Origin of the sequence: Desulforamulus ruminis DSM 2154 (assembly GCF_000215085.1) — a bacterium.
GTDB lineage: Bacteria > Bacillota > Desulfotomaculia > Desulfotomaculales > Desulfotomaculaceae > Desulfotomaculum > Desulfotomaculum ruminis.
In genome coordinates, this window is sequence record NC_015589.1 from 1149640 (window position 1) to 1172267 (window position 22628).

The following is a 22628-nucleotide window of genomic DNA, read 5'->3' on the forward strand; positions in this document are numbered from 1 at the left end:
TACTTTTGGTATTAAATCCCTTAACCCTTCCCTTTGACCAATATCAAAGATACAGGATGGTGGCAGACATCATCGGAGCCTTGAAAGGTGCTGAGCCGTGCAGCATCCTGGATATCGGCGGCTATCCGGGCACCATTAAAGCATTTCTGCCCCAGGAGCAGATTACCATCGCCGATCTGACGGAGGAGGAAGAAGAGGGCCTGGTACAGGCTGACGGCAGAAATTTACCCTTTGCCGATGCCGCCTTTGATTATGTTATTTCCTGTGACACCTTGGAACACGTCCCTGCCAGCGACCGCAATGGTTTTGTGAAAGAGATGATTCGCACCGGAAAAAAGTACTTGATTATTGCCGCTCCTTTTGATTCGCCCGGAGTGACCCAGGCGGAGGATTTTTTTTCCGGCCTTTTTAAAGCCCGTTACGGTGACGGCTATTATTTTATGGAAGAACACATCGCCTACGGACTTCCCAACCTGGACCGGACGACCCGGTATCTTCAGGAGGCAGGCTTAAAAACCCTGGTTCTGCCCAACGGTTTTCTCCCCAGATGGCTAATCGGCATTTCCCTTTTCTTTTTGTTGCAATGGAAGTTTCAGGATCAGGAACTCTTAAACCAGTTTAACACCTATTATAATTCAAATTTTTATCTGTTGGATAACTGTGAGCCCAGCTATCGCAAAGTGATTATCGCTACCAAAGATCCTGCAGACCCGGCTTTTAAGCGACTGGCGGAAAGCGTCAAGGAGATTTTTGAGGCTCCCAAAGATTCAATGGACATGAATCAGGCCCTTGAAATGATCAATATCTTTATACAGATTATTTCTGACGAATGGTCCGAGCGAGCCCTAGACGCTGAAGAAACCCAAGAGATATTGACTTTGGAAGTGGAGGAGTTAAAGAAACAACTTAAGCTTTGCCAGGAATCCCTGATAAAAAGTCAAAGAAAAAACCTATTACGCAGCCGTCTAAAAAATGAAGTGAAAAAATTAGTTCTCCGAAATAATCAAACGCTCTACAGAGTATTCCGGGAAAAATCCCGGCAGCGTGTAAAATATGACGTCATTGTATTCCCCATTATTGACTGGGATTTTCGTTTTCAACGTCCCCAACAAATGGCTTCTCAGTTTGCCAAAAACGATCACCGGGTATTTTACATCAGCACCGGTTTTATTCAAGGACCTTCCTATAAATATTTTTCCAAAGGGAAGAACATTTATCAAGTGCAGTTGGCCGGTACTCCGGAAGTCAACATCTACACCGATGAGATCAAAGACTATGTTGAAGAATTGTACCAGTCCTTCGAACAGCTGATTGCGGAAAAGGAGATCAGGAACGCGGTTCTTCTGGTGCAACTGCCCTTTTGGAAAGATCTTGCCCTGGCTTTACGGGAAAAGTACCGTTTCAAAGTGGTTTATGACTGCATGGATAAACATTCAGGTTTTTCTACCAATAAAAACAGTATGTTGAACCAGGAAGAGGATTTAAGCAAACAGAGCGATCTGGTTATAACTACCTCCCTTGATTTGTTTAATGAGCATAGGAAGTTAAACAAAAATTGCATTTTAAACAATAACGCCACTAACTTCAATCATTTTTGTTCGCCCATTAACGGCATAGCGGGACAAATCGCTCATCTGCCTCCACCCATTATCGGGTATTACGGCGCCATTTCGGACTGGTTTGATACCCAACTGGTGGCGGAAATGGCCAAGAAACAAACGAACTGGACCTTTGTACTGATTGGCAGCACCTTCGGGGCGGATTTATCGCCTCTGGCCGGAATAAACAACATAAAACTGTTGGGAGAACAAAGCTATGCCAGCCTGCCGGGATTTCTGCATGCCTTTGATGTTTGCATTATTCCTTTTAAAGTGCTGCCTCTAACCAACGCCACCAATCCGGTTAAATTCTTTGAGTATTTAAGTGCGGGAAAACCGGTTGTTTCAGTGGCCTTACCGGAATTACTTCCCTATGAACAAGAGGAACTGGTTTATATCGCCGGTGACAGTGAACAGTTCATTGAAAAAATAAAGCAGGCACTGGATACCAATAGTCATACCCGCAGGGTGGCTAGGATGAATTTTGCCCAAAAGCATACCTGGGAAGCCCGGTTTTTAGAAATCAGCCTTGCCCTGCAAGGTCTCTATAAAAAAGTAAGCATTGTTATCATTACCTACAACAATCTCCATCTCACTCAACTGTGTCTGGAGAGTATCTTTAAATGCACCCATTATCCCAACTATGAACTGATTATCGTGGATAATCATTCCTTTGACGGCACGGTGAAATACCTGAAGGACCTTAAAAAGAAGCGCTCTGATGTAAAAATAAAGCTTAACAACCGCAATGAGGGCTTTGCCAAGGCCAATAATCAAGGGATGCAAATGGCTGAAGGGGAATACATCGTTCTTCTGAATAATGACACCATTGTAACTTCCCACTGGCTTACCAAACTGATCGGTTATCTGGAGAAATATTCCGAGGTGGGGATGGTAGGGCCGGTAACCAACTGCTCCGGCAATGAGTCCAAAATTGACGTGACCTATACCTCCATCGAGGACATTGAGGAATTTGCCCGGCAATATACCGAAGATCATGAGGGCTGTTTTTTTGAAATAAAAATGCTGGCCATGTTTTGTGTTGCTTTCAGAAGAACCTTGTTGGATGAGGTTGGCCTGCTGGATGAGCAGTTTGGCATCGGCATGTTTGAAGACGATGATTTTGCCCTGCGGGTGAAAGAAAGGGGTTATAAATTGATCTGTGCGGAAGATATTTTTGTGCATCACTTCCTCAATGCTTCCTTTAAGCTGCTGGGACAGCAAAAATATTTGGAGATATTTCAGGAAAACAAGAAGAAGTTTGAAAAAAAATGGGGCATATCCTGGCAGCCTCATTGCTACCGGGAGAAATAGTCTGGCACAGGAGGAATGACAGAAGCTATGTTTACCATATGGTTGACCGGATTATCCGGGGCGGGAAAAACCACTCTTTCAGCTTTGCTGGCAGAGGAGCTCTGCCGGAAAGGCTATAAATTGGAACTGTTGGACGGAGACCAACTAAGAGGCGGTATCAGCCGGGATTTAGGCTATGGTAAGGAAGACCGCATCAAACAAGTGCAGCGGGTGGGATATCTTTGTGAACTGCTCAATAAACACGGAGTTGTAACCATTGTTTCTTTAATTTCCCCTTACCGGGATTCCAGAGAAGTATTGCGGACTAAAATAAAGCATTTTGTAGAAGTTTATATGAAATGTCCCCTGGAGACCTTGCTGGGCAGGGATCCCAAAGGGCTGTATAAAAAGGCCCTGGCGGGAGAAATAAAAAGCTTTACCGGCATATCCGATCCCTATGAAGAACCTCTCCGGCCCGAAATAACCGTTTTTTCAGATCAGGAAACCCCGCACCAAGGCTGTGAGAAAGTTTTACAAAGATTGCTTGAACTAGAATTAATTGATTAGTTTATATAAATCCCAGGCAGGAGGTGTATTTTTTGAAGGACATAAAGGAGTTTTTTTCTTTACTCTTTTCTCAGGAGGCAAAGGAGGCCTGGCAGGAATATTTACAGCAGTTTGAAGGCAATTATGAAGTCTTTTGGCATCAAATGGAAAGGAATCTCAGTGAAGAGGAACTCATGAGAATGTTCCGGATCATGTTAATGATCACCGGGAAAGGGCTCTTTCCTTTTGAAAGGAGGGTAAGGTTATTTGAACTGGCGGAATCCATGGGCATGCATATCATGCCGGATCATTTTTATGAGCCGGTGCCCAACACGTTGGCTTTAAATCAGGAGGCTTGGCAAGTCTACGATGCACGGGGAATGGAACTGGACGGAGAAAAACAGCTCGATTTACTGCAGGAAATGGCGGAATTTATCCGGGAGATGGAAGATACGCCCCATGAAATGCCGGCCGCCGGATGTCAATATTATTTTAACAGCCCATCCTTTTGCCCTACGGATGCCGTTTTTTACTATGCCGTCCTAAGATATTTTAGGCCCCAAAGGGTCTTTGAGATCGGCTGCGGTCATTCCACCCTGGTGGCGGCTCGAGCTGCGGCCAAGAACGGCGGGATGGAACTGACCTGTGTGGAACCTTACCCGGCGGAATATCTGAAAAAGGACTTGGGTATTTCCTGCCGGTTAATCATTAAAAAGGTCCAGGAACTGCCCCTGGACACGTTTCAACAACTGCAGGCCAATGACGTGCTTTTCATTGACAGTTCCCATGTTTCTAAAATTGGTTCCGATGTAAATTACCTTCTTTTGCGGGTGTTGCCTCTGCTGAATCCGGGGGTGATTGTTCATTTTCATGATATCTTCCTGCCGGATGAATATCCGGAACACTGGATTAAAGAGAAAAAAATATTCTGGAACGAGCAGTATCTGCTGCATGCTTTCATGTTGTTTAACGCGGATTATGAAGTGCTGCTGGCGAACCATTACCTGGGCAAATACCACAAACCCCAACTGCAGCGTTTGATGCCCAAGGCTCCCAGCCACGGGGGAGGAAGTTTCTGGATCAGAAGAAAGGTAAAAGCCCGCCAATAATATGAAGTTTAGCCAGAAAACCCGGAAGGTTTGGGGAAGGGGATTTTTGCTATGTTAAGCTATGAAGATAAATTAAAAAATGAAATTTGTTTTTATGAGAACGCTTTTAAGGGGCGCATGGGCGCTTCAGCCCCGGAAATCTGGGCCCGGGTTGAAGAACATTTCGCCAATGCGGTTGAGGCCGTCACAGGGGTTAGGAACCTTTATCAATACGTAGCCCGCCATGTCCAGGGGAAAGCGGCGGTCTCCATTTTAGGACTGGGCTCCGGGGCTTGTGGTAATGAGCTGGACGGCATTGCTCCTCTTTTAAAGAATCAGAACTGCAAAGTGGAATTGACCTGTGTGGATATTAACGAAAAGATTCTTCAGCAGGCCGCCGAAGAGGCGGCTAAACGACAGGTGGATTTTCAGCCCTTAACGTCGGATATTAATCAAATTCAATTGAAGCCGGAGCGATATGATGTCATTGTAGCCTATGCTTCTTTGCATCATTTTGTGGAACTGGACCATATCGCCGAGCAGGTGAATAAAGCCTTGCGACCGGATGGCATCTTTGTTACGGTGGATATTCCCACTTGTAACGGCTACCTTATGTGGGATGAAACCTACGAAGTGGTAAACGCCCTCTGGAAGATCCTTCCCGTTCAATATAAAATTGATCATAACGGATATCGCAATCCAGTTTACGTGGATGTTTATCCCAATGTGGATTATTCGGAATACCGTTTTGAATGCATTAATTCTGAAGCCATTTTGCCGGCCTTAAGAAAACATCTGGTGGAAGTGGATTATGTTCCGGCACTGTCCATTACCAGACGCTTTTTTGACGGGAAGTTTGGCCCTAATTTTGATTTGTCCCGCCCGCTGGATGCAACAATTTTTGATTTTATTACCCGTTTAGATACCCATTACATTGAAACCGGTCTTTTACAGCCGGAAACCTTTTTTGGGGCCTATGGTAAAAAACGTTAAAGGCAATGTCGTAAGACAACTACTTTTAAAAAGCGCACTCTCAGATAAAATAACGGATAACGAGAGAAAAAAATAGAACGCGGATTGAACGATGATACGGATTTATGCGGATTTTTAAAATAAAGATTAAAAAATCCGTGATAATCCGCGGAAATCCGTAAAATCGGCGTTCTATTTATTTCCTCAATTCTTTTTGTGCTCCCTTAAATAACGTTGCAAAGCGTCCTGCCAGCCGGGCATTTCCCTGCCGGTAACGGCCTGCAGGGGAAAGGGGTCCAGAACGGAGTAGGCGGGTCTGGGAGCGGGCCTGGGAAATTCCGCGGTAGTGCAGGGGTCGATGGGGATAGCAAGGTTCATGATCTTTTTAATCTCCAGGGCTAGGCCATACCAGGTGGTTTGGCCGGTATTGGTGAGGTGATAGGTTCCGAAAATACCGGTTTGCGCCAGTTTCATAAGGCCTTGGGCCAGGTCGACGGTATAGGTTGGACAACCGGTCTGGTCATTGGCAATTTCCAAGCGGTTTTTTTCTGAGGCCAGTTTTAAGACGGTATCCACAAAATTTTTGCCTCCGGGACCAAAAAGCCAACTGGTCCGGACAATAAAAAAACGGTCCAGGGTTTCCCGGATAGCCATTTCTCCATAAAGCTTGCTTAGGCCGTATACATTGATAGGGTCCGGGGAGGCATAAACGGGATAGGGCAGACGGGACTCGCCGTTAAAAACATAATCTGTACTGAGATGCATGAGGGCGGCATGGATTTCCCGGCATAAACAGGCCAGATAGCGGGGTCCCAGGCTGTTAATGGCAAAGGCTTCTTTACGGCATTCCTCCGCCCGGTCTACCTGGGTATAGGCCGCACAGTTTATCACCAAAGTAGGTTTAAGAAAATGCAAGACGTGTTTTAAAGTGGAAAAATCCGTAACATCCAGTTCAGCTTTCTTAAAGGGATAGACTTCCGCTCCGGACTCGTGACAGGCTTTGCTGATCTGGCTCCCCAGCATACCGCCCGCGCCGGTAATTAAAATTTTCAACCGTGTTTTACCTCCCAGTCATAGGGTATGCCAGGCGTGTTATAAGGCAGCCGGTGTTCGTCCGGCTCCTGGTAGTTGTACAGTTCCGTGGGGAAATTCACGATGAGGGCCGGCTGATTGCCTGCGGTTGTGAAGCCGTGGTAAACCAGCGGAGGAATCCGCAGAAGCAGAGGATTTAAATTGCCCAGATGAAAGACGTTGACCGTTCCCCGGGTGGGACTGCCTTCCCGGTCATCGTACAGGACCACCTTGGCCATTCCGGATAGGCATACAAAATGGTCCCATTGTTTTTGGTGATAATGCCAGGCCTTAATGATATGAGGGTAACAGGCCGTGACATAGGCCTGGGAGAAATTCATAAATTCAGGCCAGTCCGCCCGCAGCATTTCCATTAAATAACCGCGGTCATCCGGAATCACTTGCAGTTTTTTTGTTAGCACGTCTTTAATTAAAAGCACAGAAAGACCTCCTTGGCAAATTTATAAAATAACCTCTCCGTGGTCACCCAGAAACAATTTTAAAGGACTATGGCCGGATTTTCCCTTGACCACTCTGGCGTGACTGCCCAGAAGACTGTCTTCCAAGCCGGGCACCGATTGCAGCAGACAGTTCTCCAGGATTACCGAGTGCTCAATACGAACCTGTTCCAGAACCGTATTGTCACCAATGGCCGTAAAGGGGCCCACAAAAGAATTGCCAATCCGGCAGTTGACTCCGATGACCACGGGACCCCGGAGGGTGCTTTCGATAATCTGTGTTCCGGCGCCCACCTGGACCCTGCCGTAAATTTTGCTTTTTTCATCCAGGGTTCCCTCATTGCTCAGGGCGGCGTATTCATCCAGAACCACCCGGTTGGCCTCCAAAATATCGTCTTTCTTTCCCGTATCCAGCCACCAGCCTTTGAGTTTTCTGGCTGCAATATTCTTTTGACCCTCAATCAGCTTTTGAATGGCATCGGTGATCTCCAGTTCCCCCCGCCAGGAGGGGCTGATTTTTTCGATGGCCTGATGGATCTCCGGGCTAAACAAATAAACGCCAACCAAGGCCAAGCTGCTGGGCGGGTCCTTGGGTTTTTCAATCAATTGTTTTACCCGGTGGTTGGCGTCAATCACCGCCACGCCGAAGGCGGTGGGATCGGGAACTTCCTTGAGCAAAATCAGGGCGTCCGGTTTTTCCCGCTGGAATTCCCGTACCACTTCTTCCACGCCGCCCTGCACCAGGTTATCGCCAAGAAACATCAGGAAAGGCTGGTTTTGCAGAAAAGGACGGGCGGTTTGAACCGCGTGGGCCAGGCCGGCGGGTCTGTCCTGCAAAAGATAGGTAATTTCAACACCCCACTGCCGGCCCGAACCCAGGGATTGTTTAATCTGAGGACCGGTTTCCGGGGAGATAATCACGCCGATTTCCCGAATGCCTGAACCGGCAATTTGTTCCATGACAAAATGCAGGATGGGTTTGTTGGCCACCGGCACCAATTGTTTAGCCAGTGTATGGGTCAGGGGTCGCAGGCGGCTGCCGGTGCCTCCTGCCAAAATCAAGGCTTTCATGCGAAACACGCTCCAACGGGCAAGATTCTTGCCGCGGCTTTGCCATTGTACCGCGGACTACTAATAAATCAAGTCTGGCACGAATAAAATAGATCAACCTTACAGGTTTATAACAAGGTATGCGTTGGGAGGTTTGGATATGAACATTGTGGTTACAGGCGGGGCCGGCTTCATTGGGTGTAATTTTTTACGCTGGATGGTTGGGCGGTATCCGGAGGATCGTTTTATCAATATCGACGCCCTGACTTACGCCGGGAATCTTAAAAGCCTGGAAGACCTGGAGGGCAAGAGGAATTATTCCTTTTATCAAGTGGACATCTGCCATCGGGAGAGCTTAATTTCCCTGTTTCAAAAGGAAAAACCCCAGGCCATCGTACATTTTGCCGCAGAGTCCCATGTGGACCGGAGTATTGCCAGTCCCCTGGGCTTTGTGGAAACCAATGTCCTGGGAACCATGCAACTGCTGGATCTGACCCGGAGCTTTGGCGTTGAGCGTTTTGTGCAGATTTCCACCGATGAGGTATACGGGTCCCTGGGTCCCCAAGGCTTGTTTTCCGAGGGCTCCCCCCTGCAGCCCAACAGTCCCTATGCGGCCAGTAAGGCTTCGGCGGACTTATTGGTCCAGGCGGCGGCGGAAACCTACGGCATGAATACCTTGATTACCCGCTGCTCTAATAATTACGGCCCCTATCAATTTCCGGAGAAATTAATCCCCAAAATGATTCGCCGGGCCCTGGATGACCTGCCCCTGCCGGTATATGGGGACGGGTTAAATATCCGGGACTGGCTTTATGTGGAGGACCATTGCCGGGCCATCGATCTGGTATTGAGAAAGGGCCGGCCCGGCCAGGTCTATAATATTGGAGGCAGCAACGAGTACACCAATCTGCAAATTGTTCAGATGATTTTAAGCATTTTAGGCAAACCCATGGATTTGATCCAATTTGTTCCGGATCGGCCGGGGCATGACCGGCGTTATGCCATGGATGCGGATAAAATTTCCCGGGAACTGGGGTGGCTGCCGGCAACCGGATTTGAAGAGGGGCTGCGGCAGACTGTGGACTGGTATAGGCAAAATGAGTTCTGGTGGAGGGAACTGGTAGCGAAAGAGATGCCGGATTATTTGTAAGGGGGCTTATTTTTACTGAAAGGGACTGAGATCCGGACAGGGCTGCATGACGCCATCCTGTAATTGGAATACCGCCTTGCTGATGGGGTAGGGATTATTAATAAAACTACTTTGACCGATCATCATAGACTGCCGTAATAGGGCCTTCTCAACCGGCTGAAAAAATAAAACCACATCCCGGTTGGGCACCATCACCAGCAATTTCCTGCGGGTGCGTAATCCCTGTTCTTCCGGTTTCAGAATGAAAGACAGCAAACGGCTGGTGTCATAGGAATCGCCATAGTTAAAGCCAAAAATTTTACGTTTGGCATCCAATAATTGCAGTGGTTTTATCAGATCCCGGTCCAGGTTGGCCAAGGCAATGCGGTTTAATTTTTCCAGGGGCCAGTTTAATTGCAGCAGGGTTGGCGGATCCAGGAAGAAAATCCTCATCCCTTCATCCAGAACATAGGCTACATGTAAATCGCCCAACAGGCGGGTGCTCACAATGCCCTGTATATCATGGGCGCCCACCAGCAAGGGGTAGATTTTATCCTGGTTGTTCAGTACATCCCGGTAGTTCATTCCGCCTTCCCTTTTAAGATCTTTAATAAAGGGAGCCAATACCTCGGAAAAATATTGATCTCGCAAGATCGGGTCCTGACGGCAGTAGCCCTGGTAAAAATTGTCCAGAGCCAAATCCAGCCAGTATTCGCCCTTTTTCATACGAATGCCGAAGCTTTCTAGCTGATAAACCAGGGATTGTGGCACTTCGCTTAGGATAAAGGCGGCTACCTTCTTGCGGAATGTTTGTTTATCCATCCGTTCATCCCAACCTCCGCCAAGATTTATTTTACAATTTATTACTATGAATTGGTTTGTGATTGGTATGTCAACTGAGATATAATAACTTCAGTAAAAATTTGTGAGGTGAAGCAATGATGGCCTTAGTGGAGGTTACCGTGATGCCCCTGGGGACCCAGTCCACCAGCCTGAGCAGGTTTGTGGCCGGCTGCCTGGAAATTCTGCAGCAGGCTGAAGATATTCAATTCCAGTTAACCCCTATGGGAACCGTCATCGAGGGGGATTTAAACAGGGTTTTGGAATTGGTCCGCAGAATGCACGAGCAGCCCTTTTTGGCCGGGGCTTCCAGGGTTAATACATCCATTCGCATTGACGACCGCCGGGATAAACAGGGAACCATGGCCGGAAAAATGGCGGCCGTGGAGGAAAAATTAACCAAACCGGGCGGTACCGATTAAATGGAATACTTTAAGGGTTTAATGAACAGCCTGGAGCGGGGGACGGTGGCGCCGGTTTACCTGTTTTACGGTCCGGAAGAATATCTAAAGGAAAAGGCCCTGGAGAAGTTTAAGGAGGTTTTACTTCCCCAGGCAGCGGATTTTAATTTGGATGTGCTGGACGGGGAGGAAACAGACCCTTCCAGCTTGGTGGCTCTGGCGGAGAACCTGCCCTTTATGGTTGAGAAAAGACTGATCATCGTAAAAAACTGCCCTTGGTTTAAAGGAAAAAATAAGGGCAAGTCGGAGGAGGATGAAGAGGGAAAAGCATCGGGCAAAGAGAGTTCCCTGCTGCGTTATCTGAAGAATCCCGCTCCCTCCACTTGCCTGGTTTTTGTGGCCGGGGATGCGGTGGACCGACGGAAAAAACTGTACAAGTCCGTTGAGGCCGCAGGAAAAGCCATTGATTTTAAACTCCCCAGAGATGCGGAAAGCATCGCCTGGGTGGTGGGCAGAATGAAAGCGGCGGGTAAAAAGATTGAGACAGCCGCGGCCAGGGCTCTGGTGGGAGGCAATGGAAATTTGGGTCTGTTGAATCTTTATCATGAAACCGAGAAGCTCATCACTTTTGCCGGAGAAGCCGGAGAGGTTTCATTAGAGGATGTTCGGCAAATTTCCGTAACCAATGTGGAAGAAAATATATTTGCGGTGGTGGATGAAACCGTTGGCGGCAATCCCGTAAAAGCTTTAGCCGGCGTGAAGGACCTGCTGGCCCGCAAGGAACAGCCGGTAAAGATCCTGGCCCTGCTGGCCCGTCAGGTGCGTCTGGCCTTGCAGGTGGACGCCTTATTGCAGGAGGGCTGTCCGGAAAGGGAAGTTTCAAAAAAGTTGGGTCTTCAGGATTTTGTTGCCCGCAAGGCCATGAATCAGGCCAGAAAAAGTCATCCGCGAAAGCTGCAATGGGCCTTGGAGCAGTTGGCCGCAATGGATGTGGCCATAAAAAAAGGCCAGCAGGATTTTCTGCCGGCCCTGGAAAACATGTTGATTCAATTTCAGCTTAGTAAAGAATATTAAAAAAACAACCACCCGCAAGGGTGGTTGATTAGCCTGCAATTTTGTTAAAACGCTTGGTTAGGCGAGATTTTTTTCTGGCTACGGCATTTTTATGTAAAACGCCTTTGGTTACGGCTTTATCAAGAGCGACCAAAGCCTTACGCAGAGTGGTTTGGGCCACATCTTTACTCTCAGATTTTAACGCCTCTTCATATTTACGAATGGCGGTTTTTACAGCAGATTTAATACGGGCGTTGCGAAGTGTACGTTTTAAAGTAATTTCCACCCGTTTCGAAGCAGATTTAATATTAGGCAAATTTTCTCACCTCCCCAACAACGAACATTTTACCACGGGCAAAATCAAAATGCAAGCTTACTTTTCGTATATCTTGACCGGATTTTGTTAATCCTATTTTTAGATTCAAAAAAATAGGAGGTGATGATGATGCTGGGTATGGTCATTCGTTTCATTGTATCAGCCCTGGTATTATTAGTTGTTAGCTGGCTCTCGCCGGGTTTTGTGGTTAAAGGCGGTTTCATCGGAGCACTGATCGCCGCAGTGGTTATTGCCGTACTAGGCTATATTGCCGAAAGCCTGCTGGGTGACCGCATATCTCCCCAGAGACGGGGTTTGGTGGGGTTTGTAACTGCCGCAGTGGTTATTTACCTGGCCCAATTTATTATTCCCAATTTACTTAGTGTAAGCCTGTTAGGCGCCTTGATTTCAGCATTCATTATTGGTTTAATCGACGCCTTTGTTCCCACGGTGATTCGATAAATAAAATGAGCCTTTAAAAAGCCCGCCGACCCGGGCTTTTTTCATTTCGCACCGGTGCCAAGGCTCCTTATCTGAGATAAAGAATAAGCCCCTTTATGATTTGGTCTCATACCCTTTCCTGAGCAGGCATATCAATTTATTAATAGACCCCACCGGGAGGGGTGATTTTATTTTAAGATTTTATTGGCGAGAGTTAAAAAGAAAGTCTTTCTTTAACAGGGCTGCTGTGTTATTGCTTTGTTTTGTTTTTTTCTGGTATCTCTTTGCTCAGAACTGGGACAGAGAACCGGATCGTTTTTTAGAGCAATCCTTTCAATGGTTGATGAAAGCAACGCTCCAGGACCCCAGGGAGGTTTTATTAACCTCCATGCCCGCCCTGGCCGGGCAGGATACTCCTGAGGAAATGGAGAGCCCCGCCCGTGTCATGAGCTCATGGGTGACGGGTCTGGTGGGAGTGGATCTGAGTCCCAAGGGGATCCTGATGGCGCAAATCCCTCTGCTGGCGGAAATATCTCCGCCCGCTGCACCGGTGGTTACGGTAACATCCCGGGATTCCGAAAAGATTGGGGACCTTTCCGCAAAACCGAACCTCAGCAAGGATACGCTGGTGGGCATTTATAACACTCATACCGGCGAGTCCTATGCCTTTAACGGTGGAACCGAGCGTGTGGAGGGGGGCCGGGGCGGCGTGGTTGGCGTAGCCCGGGAAGTACAGGAAGTATTGGAGCAGGAGTTCGCCATACGGGTAAGCCTGTCGGATAAAATTCATGATAAGCAATACGCCACTTCTTATCTGGAGTCGGAAAAGACCGTCCAGGAGTTAGTGGAGCAAAATCCTAAACTAATGGCCTTAATTGATATACACAGGGATGCGGGACGATCCCGGGAAGCCAGTTTAGTTGAAGTCAATGGCAAAAAAACCGCTTCGATTTTAATAATTATCGGCTCGGATGCCCGGAGTCCCTTTCCCGAATGGAGGAAAAACTATCAGTTTGCCTGCCGTCTGGCTGAAAAAATGGATGAAATGTATCCGGGGTTATGCCTGGGTGTACGGGTCAAGGACGGACGATACAATCAGTTTTTACATGAGCGGGCCATTTTAGTTGAGGTTGGGACCACCAATAATTCACTGGAAGAAGCAAAAGCCAGCGGAGCCATGTTTGCCAAAGCCCTGGCCCAAGTGATTGAAGAGGATTTAAAGGAGACAAAGCCAACCACTTCTTCCGATAAAGAAATTCCAGGCGGCCTGATCGAACCGGAAACACCATCGGAAGCAAAAGAGAACCAGGGAAAAACGGTGGCGGCTCCCCTGAAAAGCCTGTAAAATGGCGGTTTCTGAAGTATTGATGTATGGATTTATCTTCTGAGGCACATCCTTTAGAAAGGAGGTGCCTTTATTGTTTAGGTTGTGGTTTATGGTGGTTCTATGTGCCTTTATCGCCCTGGTGGGGTGGGGAGTTCAGCAGACCGCGGAACAATTTAACCGGATGGTGCGTCCTTCAGAGCCGATTAAAGCTTTTGCTGTTCAGCGCACCAAGGAAGATCAAATGCAGATTGAGATTGCCGGAGAGAAAATGGTCATCGATCAAGGGACCATTGAAAATAAGCTGGCCGCCTCCCTGGACCAGATGGAACAAAAGTGGTCGGAATTCAGGGATAGCGCCCGGCTGAACGGGGCTTTGGCCGCGGTTGTGGGAGAAACCCGCAAGCAGTGGGAGCAACTGATGGCGTCCGAACGGGTTCAGGCCGTGAATCTGTGGGTCCGGGAACGGATATAAAATAGCACTCCCGGCAAAAGAGCCTTTGCTTAAAGAAAGAAGGCGAATAGAACGCGGATTTTATACTTCTCCTATACAATAACCCTGGAGGAAACTATAAAGAATGAATGAAAATGGAAAATTGTTTTTCTCAATTTCGTTCATTTCATTTTCAAAATTTAATTCTCTGTTTTCAATTTGAAAACCTTTCTAATTTAAATTAATTAAAATTTAAATCCGTGCTAATCCGTTAAATCCGCGTTCCATTAGACCCAAAAGATAGATTGAAGAGACTTTCATCCGGTGCTATAATAAAAGGGTATGTCGTTTTTGGGATTAGGAGGAATTATTCATGTCAATACCCCAAAACCGTATCCGAAATTTCTGCATCATAGCCCACATCGATCATGGCAAATCTACTCTGGCCGACCGGCTTCTGGAAATTACCGGCGCCCTCAGCCAGCGGGAAATGACCGAACAGGTTCTGGATAAAATGGACCTGGAGCGTGAGCGGGGCATTACCATTAAATTGCAGGCAGTACGGTTGTTTTATACCGCCGCGGACGGTCAGGAATACCAGTTGAATTTAATTGATACTCCCGGTCATGTGGACTTTACCTATGAGGTCTCCCGCAGTTTGGCCGCCTGTGAAGGGGCCCTGCTGGTGGTGGACGCCTCCCAGGGCATTGAGGCGCAAACCCTGGCCAACGTTTATCTGGCCCTGGAAAATGACCTGGAGATTATTCCCGTCATTAATAAAATTGATCTGCCCAGTGCTGAACCGGAGCGGGTGAAACAGGAAATTGAAGACGTAATTGGTTTAGACACTTCCGAGGCAGTACTGGCTTCAGCCAAAAGCGGCATTGGTGTGCCAGAAATATTAGAGCAGGCGGTAGCCAAAATTCCGCCGCCCCAGGGAGATCCCGCCGCCCCGCTGCAGGCGCTGATCTTTGACTCGCACTACGATGCTTACCGGGGAGTCATTGCCTACATACGGATTGTTCAAGGAACGCTCAAGCCCGGTATGCGCATTCGCATGATGGCTACCAAAAAAGAATTTGAAGTGGATGAGGTAGGGGTGTTCAGTCCTACCATGACCTTTATTGATGAACTGAGCACCGGAGAAGTGGGTTTTGTCTGTGCCAGCATGAAGAATGTCCAGGATGTGCGGGTAGGTGATACTATTACCGATGCCAAAAACCCGGCGCCGGCACCCCTGCCGGGCTATCGCAAGGTAACGCCCATGGTGTTTTGCGGCCTGTATCCGGTAGAAACCGTTGAATATGAAGATTTAAGAGATGCCTTGGACAAGCTGAAATTGAACGATGCTTCCTTAATATATGAGCCGGAGACTTCGGAAGCCCTGGGTTTTGGTTTCCGCTGCGGATTCCTGGGCCTGCTGCATATGGAAATCATTCAGGAACGCCTGGAACGGGAATACGGCCTCGGCCTTATTACCACCGCACCCAGCGTGGTGTACCGGGTTACCAGCACCAAGGGTGAAATGCTGGAAATTGATAATCCCAGCAATCTTCCCCCGGTGAACAATATTGAAAAAATTGAAGAGCCCTTTGTTAAGGCCACCATCATGGTACCCAAGGATTTTGTGGGTACGGTGATGGAACTGTGTCAGAACAAACGGGGCATTTACAGCAACATGGAATATATGGGCGTTAACCGGGTAATGTTAACCTACGATATTCCCTTATCGGAAATTATCTTTGATTTTTTTGATCAATTAAAATCCCGCACCAAGGGATATGCTTCCTTGGATTACGAATTAACCGGTTACCGGGAGTCCGATCTGGTAAAAATGGACATCCTGCTCAACGGGGAACCCCTGGATGCCCTATCCTGCATCATTCATAAGGAAAAGGCCTACGCCCGGGGCCGGGGTCTGGTGGAAAAACTTCGTTCGCTGATCCCCCGGCATATGTTCGAGATTCCCGTTCAAGCAGCCATTGGCAATAAAATTATTGCCCGGGAAACCATCAAGGCCCAGCGTAAAGACGTTTTAGCCAAATGTTACGGCGGCGATATTTCCCGTAAGCGAAAGCTTCTGGAGAAGCAAAAAGAGGGCAAGCGGCGGATGAAACAGGTGGGCAATGTGGAAATTCCCCAGGAAGCCTTTATGGCGGTGCTAAGTATTGAAGAAAAATAACGGGTGGGTGCAGGAATGCCTTTAGGATTATATATTCACGTGCCCTTTTGCCTGCGCAAGTGCCTTTATTGTGACTTCACATCCTATCCTTACCAACAGGATCTGCTGGAGAAGTACCTGGAAGGCCTTTGGCTGGAAATGGAGTATTATAGACAAGAACTGTCCCCGGAGCATAAACAAATAGCTACAATTTTTGTGGGCGGTGGTACGCCCACTTGTCTTGTCTCCGGGCAGTTGACCGAGATGCTGGAACAGGTGGGTAAAAGATTTCAGATACTGCCGGATGCGGAAATAACCGTGGAAGCCAACCCTGGAACAGTATCCCTGACTTCCCTGAAAGAGCTGAAGGCGGCCGGTTTTAACCGTTTGAGCCTGGGAATTCAATCCACCCATGCGGAGCTTTTAAAGCGGCTGGGCCGCATTCATACGGTGGAGCAGGCCAAAGAGGCGGTGGATTTTGCCGGAAAGGCCGGTTTTAACAATATTAACCTGGATTTAATCTTTGGCCTGCCCGGCCAGACCGTGGAGCAATGGCAGCAATCCTTGTCCCAGGTTTTAGCCCTTTCCCCGCAACACCTCTCCTGTTATGGTCTGCAATTGGAAGAAGGAACCCCCCTCTGCCGGTCGGTGGATAAGGGGGAACTGGAAGCCTGCCCCGAAGAATGGGAATTAACCATGTACCGGACCGCCATAGAGACCTTGGCGGCCGCCGGCTACCGGCATTATGAAATATCCAATTTCTCCAGGGACGGCTACCGCTGCAGGCACAACCTGAACTACTGGCAGAACGGCCAGTATCTGGGATTCGGCCCCGCGGCCCACTCCCACCTGGGAGGAACACGCTGGGGAAATACAGAGAATATCATGAACTATGTCCGGCTGTTGCAGGAAGGGCAGAGGCCGATCCTGGAGATTAAGAAACTGTCAAAAGGGGAACAAATGGAAGAGACGGCTTTTCTTGGTCTGCGGCTGATGGAAGGCCTTTCTTTGGATGCTTTTAAACAAAGATACGGGCGGGAATTTCTGGAGGTCTTTGGCCAACAGGTTCACGATTTGCAAAAAAAGGGCCTGGTTCAATTGGAGGCAGGCCATCTGAAGTTAACCTCCCAGGGCTTGCCGGTAGCCAACCGGGTTTTTGCCGAGTTTATCCAGGTGGTGGAGGAATTTTCGCAGTAGGATGCAACGGTATTTTCCATTTACAGCAAGGAGATTGCTTGACAAACGAAGGCCTATTTGCTAAATTTTATTTAGAATTAGCACTCAATAAGATAGAGTGCTAACAAGGGGGGTGCTCCGATGTGAAAATGGATGAACGAAAACAGCAGATCCTTTTAGCCATTATTAAGGATTACATTTCCACGGCGGAACCCGTTGGTTCACGAACCATCTCCCGAAAATATGATTTAGGCGTGAGTCCGGCAACCATTCGCAATGAAATGTCGGATCTGGAGGAAATGGGCTTTATTGAACAGCCCCATACTTCTGCCGGTCGAATTCCGTCCAATTTAGGCTATCGCTATTATGTGGACTGTTTAATGCAGCGGGAAGAACTGACCCGGGAAGAGGAGGAAACCATTCTCCAGGGTTATGAAAAAAAGGTGCGGGAAGTAGGCGAGGTGATTAGCCGAACCGGCCGAATGATGGCCCGGATGACCAATTACACCGCTTTGGTAAGGACGCCTCAACTAAGCAAAAGCACCTATAAACATATTCAACTGGTATTAATGGCACCCTCCCAGGCTCTGTTGATTGTGGTTATGGATATGGGGGCGGTTCACCACCAGATGATGACAGTCCCTGAAAATATAACTCAGGAGGATCTGGAGCAAATTTCTTCGGTTTTAAACGCCAAACTTCAGGGCCGCACCATGGACAGCATCCGGCTTACCCTAATTAAAGAAATTTATTTTGAACTTTCCAAACATCGGAATATACTAGATATAGCTTTCCAGTTAATGCAGGATCAACTGCATCTGGAAAAGGAAGATAAAGTTCATCTGGAAGGGGTATTTAATATCCTCAACCAGCCGGAGTTTCACAACGTGGACCGGGTCAAGGTCATGTTATCCCTGCTGGAGCAGGAAGAATCCCTTTCGCAGTTGCTGATGCCTTTTGAAGACAGCCGGGACGTAACCGTGCGCATTGGCAGCGAAAACCCCAGGCAGGAAATGCAGAATTGCAGCGTGGTTACGGCAACCTACAAGGTAGGCAACCAAGTGCTGGGAACCGTGGGCGTCCTGGGACCCACACGGATGGATTATGCCAAGGTCATTACCGTGGTTGATTATATGACAAAAAACCTTTCTCGGGTGCTGGAAGAAATGATGAAGGGTCATTACAAGTAAGGAGGAACCCCCACATTGAGTCTCAAACAGCAGGCCAGTCAGGGCGCTGAAGTGAATGAGAAATTAGCGGCGCTGATGACAAATTCCAATGCGGTTCGGGCCATTGCCTCAGCCGTTGAGGGGACCCTGGGGCCAAAGGGTCTGGACACCATGCTGGTAGATAAATTTGGTGAGGTGGTTATTACCAATGACGGTGTGACCATCCTCACCATGATGGAAGCAAACCATCCTGCCGCCCGGATGGTGATTAATATTGCCCGGGCTCAGCAGGAAGAAATCGGCGACGGTACCACCACCGCCACCGTCATGGCCGGGTCCCTGGTGGGAGCCGGGGTGGAGCAGGTGGCCAAGGGAGTCCCGGTGGCCCGGGTGATTGAAGGTTTCAGGGCCGGTATCCGACGGGCCCTTGAGGCCATCGGGGAACACAGCCTGCCTCTGGAGGACTTAAATCATCCCCAGGTGCGCCAGGTGGCGCTGGTGGCCGGCAGGGAACATCAGGATATTGCCGATCTGGTGGTGGAGGCAGCCCGGTTAATTGGCCGGGAGAAACTACTGGACCCCAACTTTAAGCTCTCGGATACGGTGGTTTCCGAAGAAGGGGCTGCCAATCAGGTGTTTATGGGGGTCATTATTAATAAGGAGACCATGAATAGACAAATGCCCGGGGTGCTGGAGCAGGTTAAAATTATGGTCATTGACGATGCCCTGGAACCGGAAGAGATTGAAGATGAAGCCCTGGGGACCGAGGCGGGTTTTGCCCGCTACCTGGAACTGCAGGCGGAGTTCCGGGCGAACATACAAAAGATCATTGACCTGGGAACCGGACTGGTTCTAGTGGACCGGGGCGTTCACGATACGGCGGAGGAACTGCTGACCGATGCAGGCGTTATGGTGGTCCAACGAGTATTGAACAAGGAACTTCAGCGGGCGGCGGAGCATACCGGAGCCCGGGCCATCAAGCGTACCGGATTAAAGAAAAGCCCGCAGGAATTAGAAAAATACCTGGGCCAGGCCGGAAAAGTCATACAGGATGATCGACTGGAGCAGGTTTGGGTTTTAGCCGGGGAAGGAAAACCCATGGCCACTATTCTGGTGGGAGCAGCCACCGAAGAAGTGGTGGGGGAGCGGGCCCGGATTGCTAAAGATGCTGCCAGTTCCATTCAAGCCGCCGTTAAAGGCGGTATTGTACCCGGAGGAGGCGCCCTGGAACTGGCTGTTTCCCGGGAGGTGGAGAAAGTCCGGGAAAGTATCCGGGGGATGGCTGCCTACGGAGTGGACTGTGTGGTGGAGGCCCTGCGCCGCCCCATGGCGCAGATTATTGCCAACGCCGGTTTTAATCCCCTGGAAAAAATCGGGGATGCCTTAGCGGCCCAGGCCGAGCAAAATAAAATTTCCCTGGCGGTAGATTGTGATACCGGGGAAATCGTGGATATGCTGGAAGCGGGTGTGCTGGACCCGGCATTGGTTAAGCTTCATGCCCTGCGGGCTGCCGGGGAGATTGCCGAGGCCATTTTGCGGATAGACACCATTATAAAAATGAAAGACTATAAACAACCTTCCGGAGAAGGTTTTGAACAATGAACCGATTGAGGGGTGATGAAGTGACAAAAGAAAAAATTCAGGAACAGTCTAAAGAGACTTTGCAGTCAGCAGAGCAGGCCGTAGAGAGTGAGAGCTACATAGACGCAGCAGAGGACGCCAAAGAACAGCAGGATGGTAACGGCCAGTCCGCAGAAACCGATGATCCGGTGGAATTAAAGAGACGGTTGGCGGATAAAAGTGCTGAAAGTGAAGAGTACTACAACCGGATGGTCCGGCTGCAGGCAGATTATGACAACCTGCGCCGGCGCAGCCGTTTGGAGCGGGAAGAGCTGTTGAAATACGGATCCGAACAACTCATTAAAGCCATTCTTCCGGTTCTGGATAATTTTGAACGGGCCCTGGCTTCGGCAGGGGATGGGGGCGAAAAGTTTGTCAGCGGGGTGGAAATGATTCACCGTCAGCTAAAAGATGTTCTCAATAATGAAGGAGTAAGCCCGATTCCCGCTGTGGAGGAGCCCTTTGATCCAAACCTTCATGATGCGGTGATGCAGGTGGAGGACTCCGGGAAAGAGGAAAACACCATTGTAGAAGAACTAAGGAAGGGCTACTTTTTTAAAGGAAAAGTTATCCGGCCGTCCATGGTTAAGGTAGCAAAATCTTAATTCTCATATATTTTGTCAGGAGGTAACATCAATGGGAAAAGTAATTGGTATTGATTTGGGAACCACCAACTCCTGCGTTGCAGTGATGGAAGGCGGCGAGGCCGTTGTCATTCCCAACGCGGAAGGAGCCCGCACCACACCTTCGGTTGTTGGCTTTTCCAAAACCGGCGAGCGTCTGGTGGGGCAGGTAGCAAAACGTCAGGCTGTCAGTAATCCTGACCGGACCATTCTATCCATTAAACGTCATATGGGAACCAATCATAAGGTAAATATCGACGGCAAAGACTACACCCCTCAGGAAATTTCAGCCATGGTCTTAGGGAAGCTGAAGGCCGATGCAGAAGCTTATTTGGGCGACAAAGTCACCCAGGCGGTGATTACCGTACCGGCTTATTTCAGTGACGCCCAGCGTCAGGCTACCAAAGACGCCGGTAAAATTGCCGGGTTGGAAGTACTGCGCATTATCAACGAACCCACCGCCGCCGCCCTGGCCTATGGCTTAGATAAGGAAGAGGATCAAACCATTTTGGTTTTTGACCTGGGCGGAGGCACCTTTGACGTATCCATTCTGGAACTGGGCGACGGCGTCTTTGAGGTAAAAGCCACCAGCGGCAACAATCGCCTGGGTGGGGATGATTTCGATCAGCGGGTGATGGATTATTTGGCCGCTGAATTTAAAAAGGAAACCGGCATTGATTTAACCAAAGATAAAATGGCCATGCAGCGTTTGAAAGAAGCGGCGGAAAAAGCGAAGATCGAACTTTCCGGCGTAGTGACTTCCAATATTAATTTGCCCTTTATTTCCGTGGGAGCGGATGGTCCGGTACACATGGACATCAACCTGACCCGGGCCAAATTCGATGAACTAACCGCCGATCTGGTGGAAAAAACCATGGGACCCACCCGTCAGGCCATGAGTGACGCCGGATTCGAACCGAAAGACATTAACAAAGTGCTGATGGTGGGTGGCTCCACTCGTATTCCTGCGGTTCAAGAAGCCATTCGCAAATTTTTAGGCAAGGAACCCCATAAAGGCATTAACCCTGACGAATGCGTGGCCATCGGGGCTGCCATCCAGGCCGGCGTTCTGGCGGGTGAAGTGAAGGACGTACTGCTGCTGGATGTAACGCCCCTGTCCCTGGGCATTGAAACCCTGGGAGGCGTGTTTACCCGCTTAATTGAGCGCAACACCACCATTCCCAGTTCCAAGAGCCAAATCTTCTCCACTGCCGCCGATAACCAGACGACGGTAGAGATTCATGTGCTGCAGGGTGAACGGCCCATGGCTGCCAATAACAAAACCCTGGGCCGGTTCCAGCTTACCGGTATTCCCCCGGCACCCCGGGGTGTGCCGCAAATCGAAGTTAAGTTTGATATTGACGTAAACGGCATTGTTTCGGTGTCGGCCAAGGATATGGGGACCGGCAAGGCCCAAAGCATCTCCATTACCGCCAGCGGCGCCCTTTCGGATGAAGACATCAAGGCCATGGTCAATGATGCGGAAAAATATGCCGAAGAGGATAAAAAGCGTCAGGAAGCGGTAGAAGTCAGAAACCAGGCGGACAGTATGATTTATCAGGCTGAAAAGACCATCAAAGACCTGGGGGATAAAGCCGATAAAGATAAGGTGGAAGCTTTACAGAAGGCCATTGAGGAACTGCGGACTGCCGTTAACAGTAACGACACCGATCAAATGAAAAATAAATTAGAAGAAGTGACCAAACCCCTCTACGAATTGACCTCTGCTATGTATCAGCAAAATGCCCAGCAGGAAGCCCAGGGCGGTTGCGCCGGGGGAGACTGCGGGGCCAGCCCGGAGCAGGATAACGTAGTGGATGCGGATTATGAAGTAAAAGACGAGAAAAAGAACGACAACAAGTAAAG

General features: G+C 48.9%; 21 protein-coding genes. 16 read left to right on the plus strand and 5 right to left on the minus strand.

What is annotated here, in order from left to right; all coding sequences use genetic code 11:
- Positions 1–5: 5 nt before the first annotated feature.
- Genes DESRU_RS19795 through DESRU_RS05705 form a run of 4 tightly spaced genes read left to right on the plus strand, consistent with a single transcriptional unit; the run spans position 6 to position 5518 of the window.
- A complete protein-coding gene (locus DESRU_RS19795; RefSeq protein WP_013841163.1) occupies positions 6–2912 on the plus strand; it encodes a glycosyltransferase in 2907 nt (968 codons plus the stop codon).
- Positions 2913–2939: 27 nt separating this feature from the next.
- Positions 2940–3458, plus strand: coding sequence for an adenylyl-sulfate kinase (gene cysC, locus DESRU_RS05695; protein WP_013841164.1), 519 nt, complete (start codon positions 2940–2942; stop codon positions 3456–3458).
- A 32-nt stretch (positions 3459–3490) separates the two neighbouring features.
- A complete protein-coding gene (locus DESRU_RS05700) occupies positions 3491–4546 on the plus strand; it encodes a class I SAM-dependent methyltransferase (protein ID WP_013841165.1) in 1056 nt (351 codons plus the stop codon).
- Between the two features lie 51 nt (positions 4547–4597).
- On the plus strand, positions 4598–5518 hold the full coding sequence (locus DESRU_RS05705; protein WP_013841166.1) for a class I SAM-dependent methyltransferase: 921 nt from the start codon (positions 4598–4600) through the stop codon (positions 5516–5518).
- A gap of 183 nt (positions 5519–5701) precedes the next feature.
- On the opposite strand, the gene rfbD is transcribed toward DESRU_RS05705, so the two are convergent.
- From rfbD to DESRU_RS05720, 3 genes are read right to left on the minus strand one after another with little or no spacing between them, the layout of a single operon-like run.
- Entirely contained in the window at positions 5702–6550 is an 849-nt protein-coding gene (gene rfbD / locus DESRU_RS05710) for a dTDP-4-dehydrorhamnose reductase (protein ID WP_013841167.1), read from the minus strand.
- Entirely contained in the window at positions 6547–7008 is a 462-nt protein-coding gene (locus DESRU_RS05715) for a dTDP-4-dehydrorhamnose 3,5-epimerase family protein (RefSeq protein ID WP_013841168.1), read from the minus strand. Before DESRU_RS05715 ends, rfbD begins: the two co-directional genes overlap by 4 nt.
- 21 nt (positions 7009–7029) lie before the next feature.
- Complete coding sequence (locus DESRU_RS05720; RefSeq protein ID WP_013841169.1) at positions 7030–8097, minus strand: glucose-1-phosphate thymidylyltransferase; 1068 nt, start codon at positions 8095–8097, stop codon at positions 7030–7032.
- Positions 8098–8236: 139 nt separating this feature from the next.
- Between DESRU_RS05720 and rfbB the strand changes: the two genes are divergently transcribed.
- Positions 8237–9226 carry a dTDP-glucose 4,6-dehydratase gene (gene rfbB / locus DESRU_RS05725; protein ID WP_013841170.1) on the plus strand — a complete coding sequence of 330 codons (990 nt, stop codon included), beginning with the start codon at positions 8237–8239 and terminating at the stop codon, positions 9224–9226.
- Positions 9227–9238: 12 nt separating this feature from the next.
- Here the strand turns inward: rfbB and DESRU_RS05730 are convergent, their stop codons facing one another.
- Complete coding sequence (locus DESRU_RS05730) at positions 9239–10027, minus strand: DUF1444 family protein (RefSeq protein ID WP_013841171.1); 789 nt, start codon at positions 10025–10027, stop codon at positions 9239–9241.
- Positions 10028–10146: 119 nt separating this feature from the next.
- On the opposite strand from DESRU_RS05730, the gene DESRU_RS05735 reads away from it, so the two are divergent.
- Positions 10147–10467 carry an MTH1187 family thiamine-binding protein gene (locus DESRU_RS05735; protein ID WP_041275317.1) on the plus strand — a complete coding sequence of 107 codons (321 nt, stop codon included), beginning with the start codon at positions 10147–10149 and terminating at the stop codon, positions 10465–10467.
- Positions 10468–11520, plus strand: a complete 1053-nt coding sequence (gene holA / locus DESRU_RS05740; RefSeq protein WP_013841173.1) for a DNA polymerase III subunit delta — start codon at positions 10468–10470, stop codon at positions 11518–11520.
- A 28-nt stretch (positions 11521–11548) separates the two neighbouring features.
- Here the strand turns inward: holA and rpsT are convergent, their stop codons facing one another.
- The gene (gene rpsT, locus DESRU_RS05745) at positions 11549–11815 is read right to left on the minus strand and encodes a 30S ribosomal protein S20 (RefSeq protein ID WP_013841174.1); all 267 of its coding nucleotides are present in this window, start codon (positions 11813–11815) and stop codon (positions 11549–11551) included.
- A 126-nt stretch (positions 11816–11941) separates the two neighbouring features.
- Here rpsT and DESRU_RS05750 point away from each other — a divergent pair, with 126 nt between their 5' ends.
- The 9 genes from DESRU_RS05750 (at position 11942) to dnaK (ending at position 22626) form a co-directional block, all read left to right on the plus strand.
- Positions 11942–12277 (plus strand): phage holin family protein, encoded by a 336-nt coding sequence (locus tag DESRU_RS05750; protein ID WP_013841175.1) that lies wholly within the window; start codon positions 11942–11944, stop codon positions 12275–12277.
- Between the two features lie 322 nt (positions 12278–12599).
- The gene (spoIIP, locus tag DESRU_RS05755; protein ID WP_238446371.1) at positions 12600–13601 is read left to right on the plus strand and encodes a stage II sporulation protein P; all 1002 of its coding nucleotides are present in this window, start codon (positions 12600–12602) and stop codon (positions 13599–13601) included.
- Positions 13602–13674: 73 nt separating this feature from the next.
- Positions 13675–14055: a hypothetical protein gene (locus DESRU_RS05760; protein ID WP_013841177.1), complete on the plus strand. Its 381-nt coding sequence runs from the start codon at positions 13675–13677 to the stop codon at positions 14053–14055.
- A gap of 331 nt (positions 14056–14386) precedes the next feature.
- Entirely contained in the window at positions 14387–16195 is a 1809-nt protein-coding gene (gene lepA, locus DESRU_RS05765; RefSeq protein WP_013841178.1) for a translation elongation factor 4, read from the plus strand.
- 15 nt (positions 16196–16210) lie between these two features.
- Positions 16211–17371: a radical SAM family heme chaperone HemW gene (gene hemW / locus DESRU_RS05770; protein WP_013841179.1), complete on the plus strand. Its 1161-nt coding sequence runs from the start codon at positions 16211–16213 to the stop codon at positions 17369–17371.
- Positions 17372–17493: 122 nt separating this feature from the next.
- Positions 17494–18540 carry a heat-inducible transcriptional repressor HrcA gene (hrcA, locus tag DESRU_RS05775; RefSeq protein ID WP_013841180.1) on the plus strand — a complete coding sequence of 349 codons (1047 nt, stop codon included), beginning with the start codon at positions 17494–17496 and terminating at the stop codon, positions 18538–18540.
- Between the two features lie 15 nt (positions 18541–18555).
- Positions 18556–20121: a TCP-1/cpn60 chaperonin family protein gene (locus DESRU_RS05780; RefSeq protein ID WP_013841181.1), complete on the plus strand. Its 1566-nt coding sequence runs from the start codon at positions 18556–18558 to the stop codon at positions 20119–20121.
- A 20-nt stretch (positions 20122–20141) separates the two neighbouring features.
- Entirely contained in the window at positions 20142–20744 is a 603-nt protein-coding gene (grpE, locus tag DESRU_RS05785) for a nucleotide exchange factor GrpE (protein ID WP_041275619.1), read from the plus strand.
- Positions 20745–20775: 31 nt separating this feature from the next.
- Positions 20776–22626: a molecular chaperone DnaK gene (gene dnaK / locus DESRU_RS05790; RefSeq protein WP_013841183.1), complete on the plus strand. Its 1851-nt coding sequence runs from the start codon at positions 20776–20778 to the stop codon at positions 22624–22626.
- Positions 22627–22628: the final 2 nt, after the last annotated feature.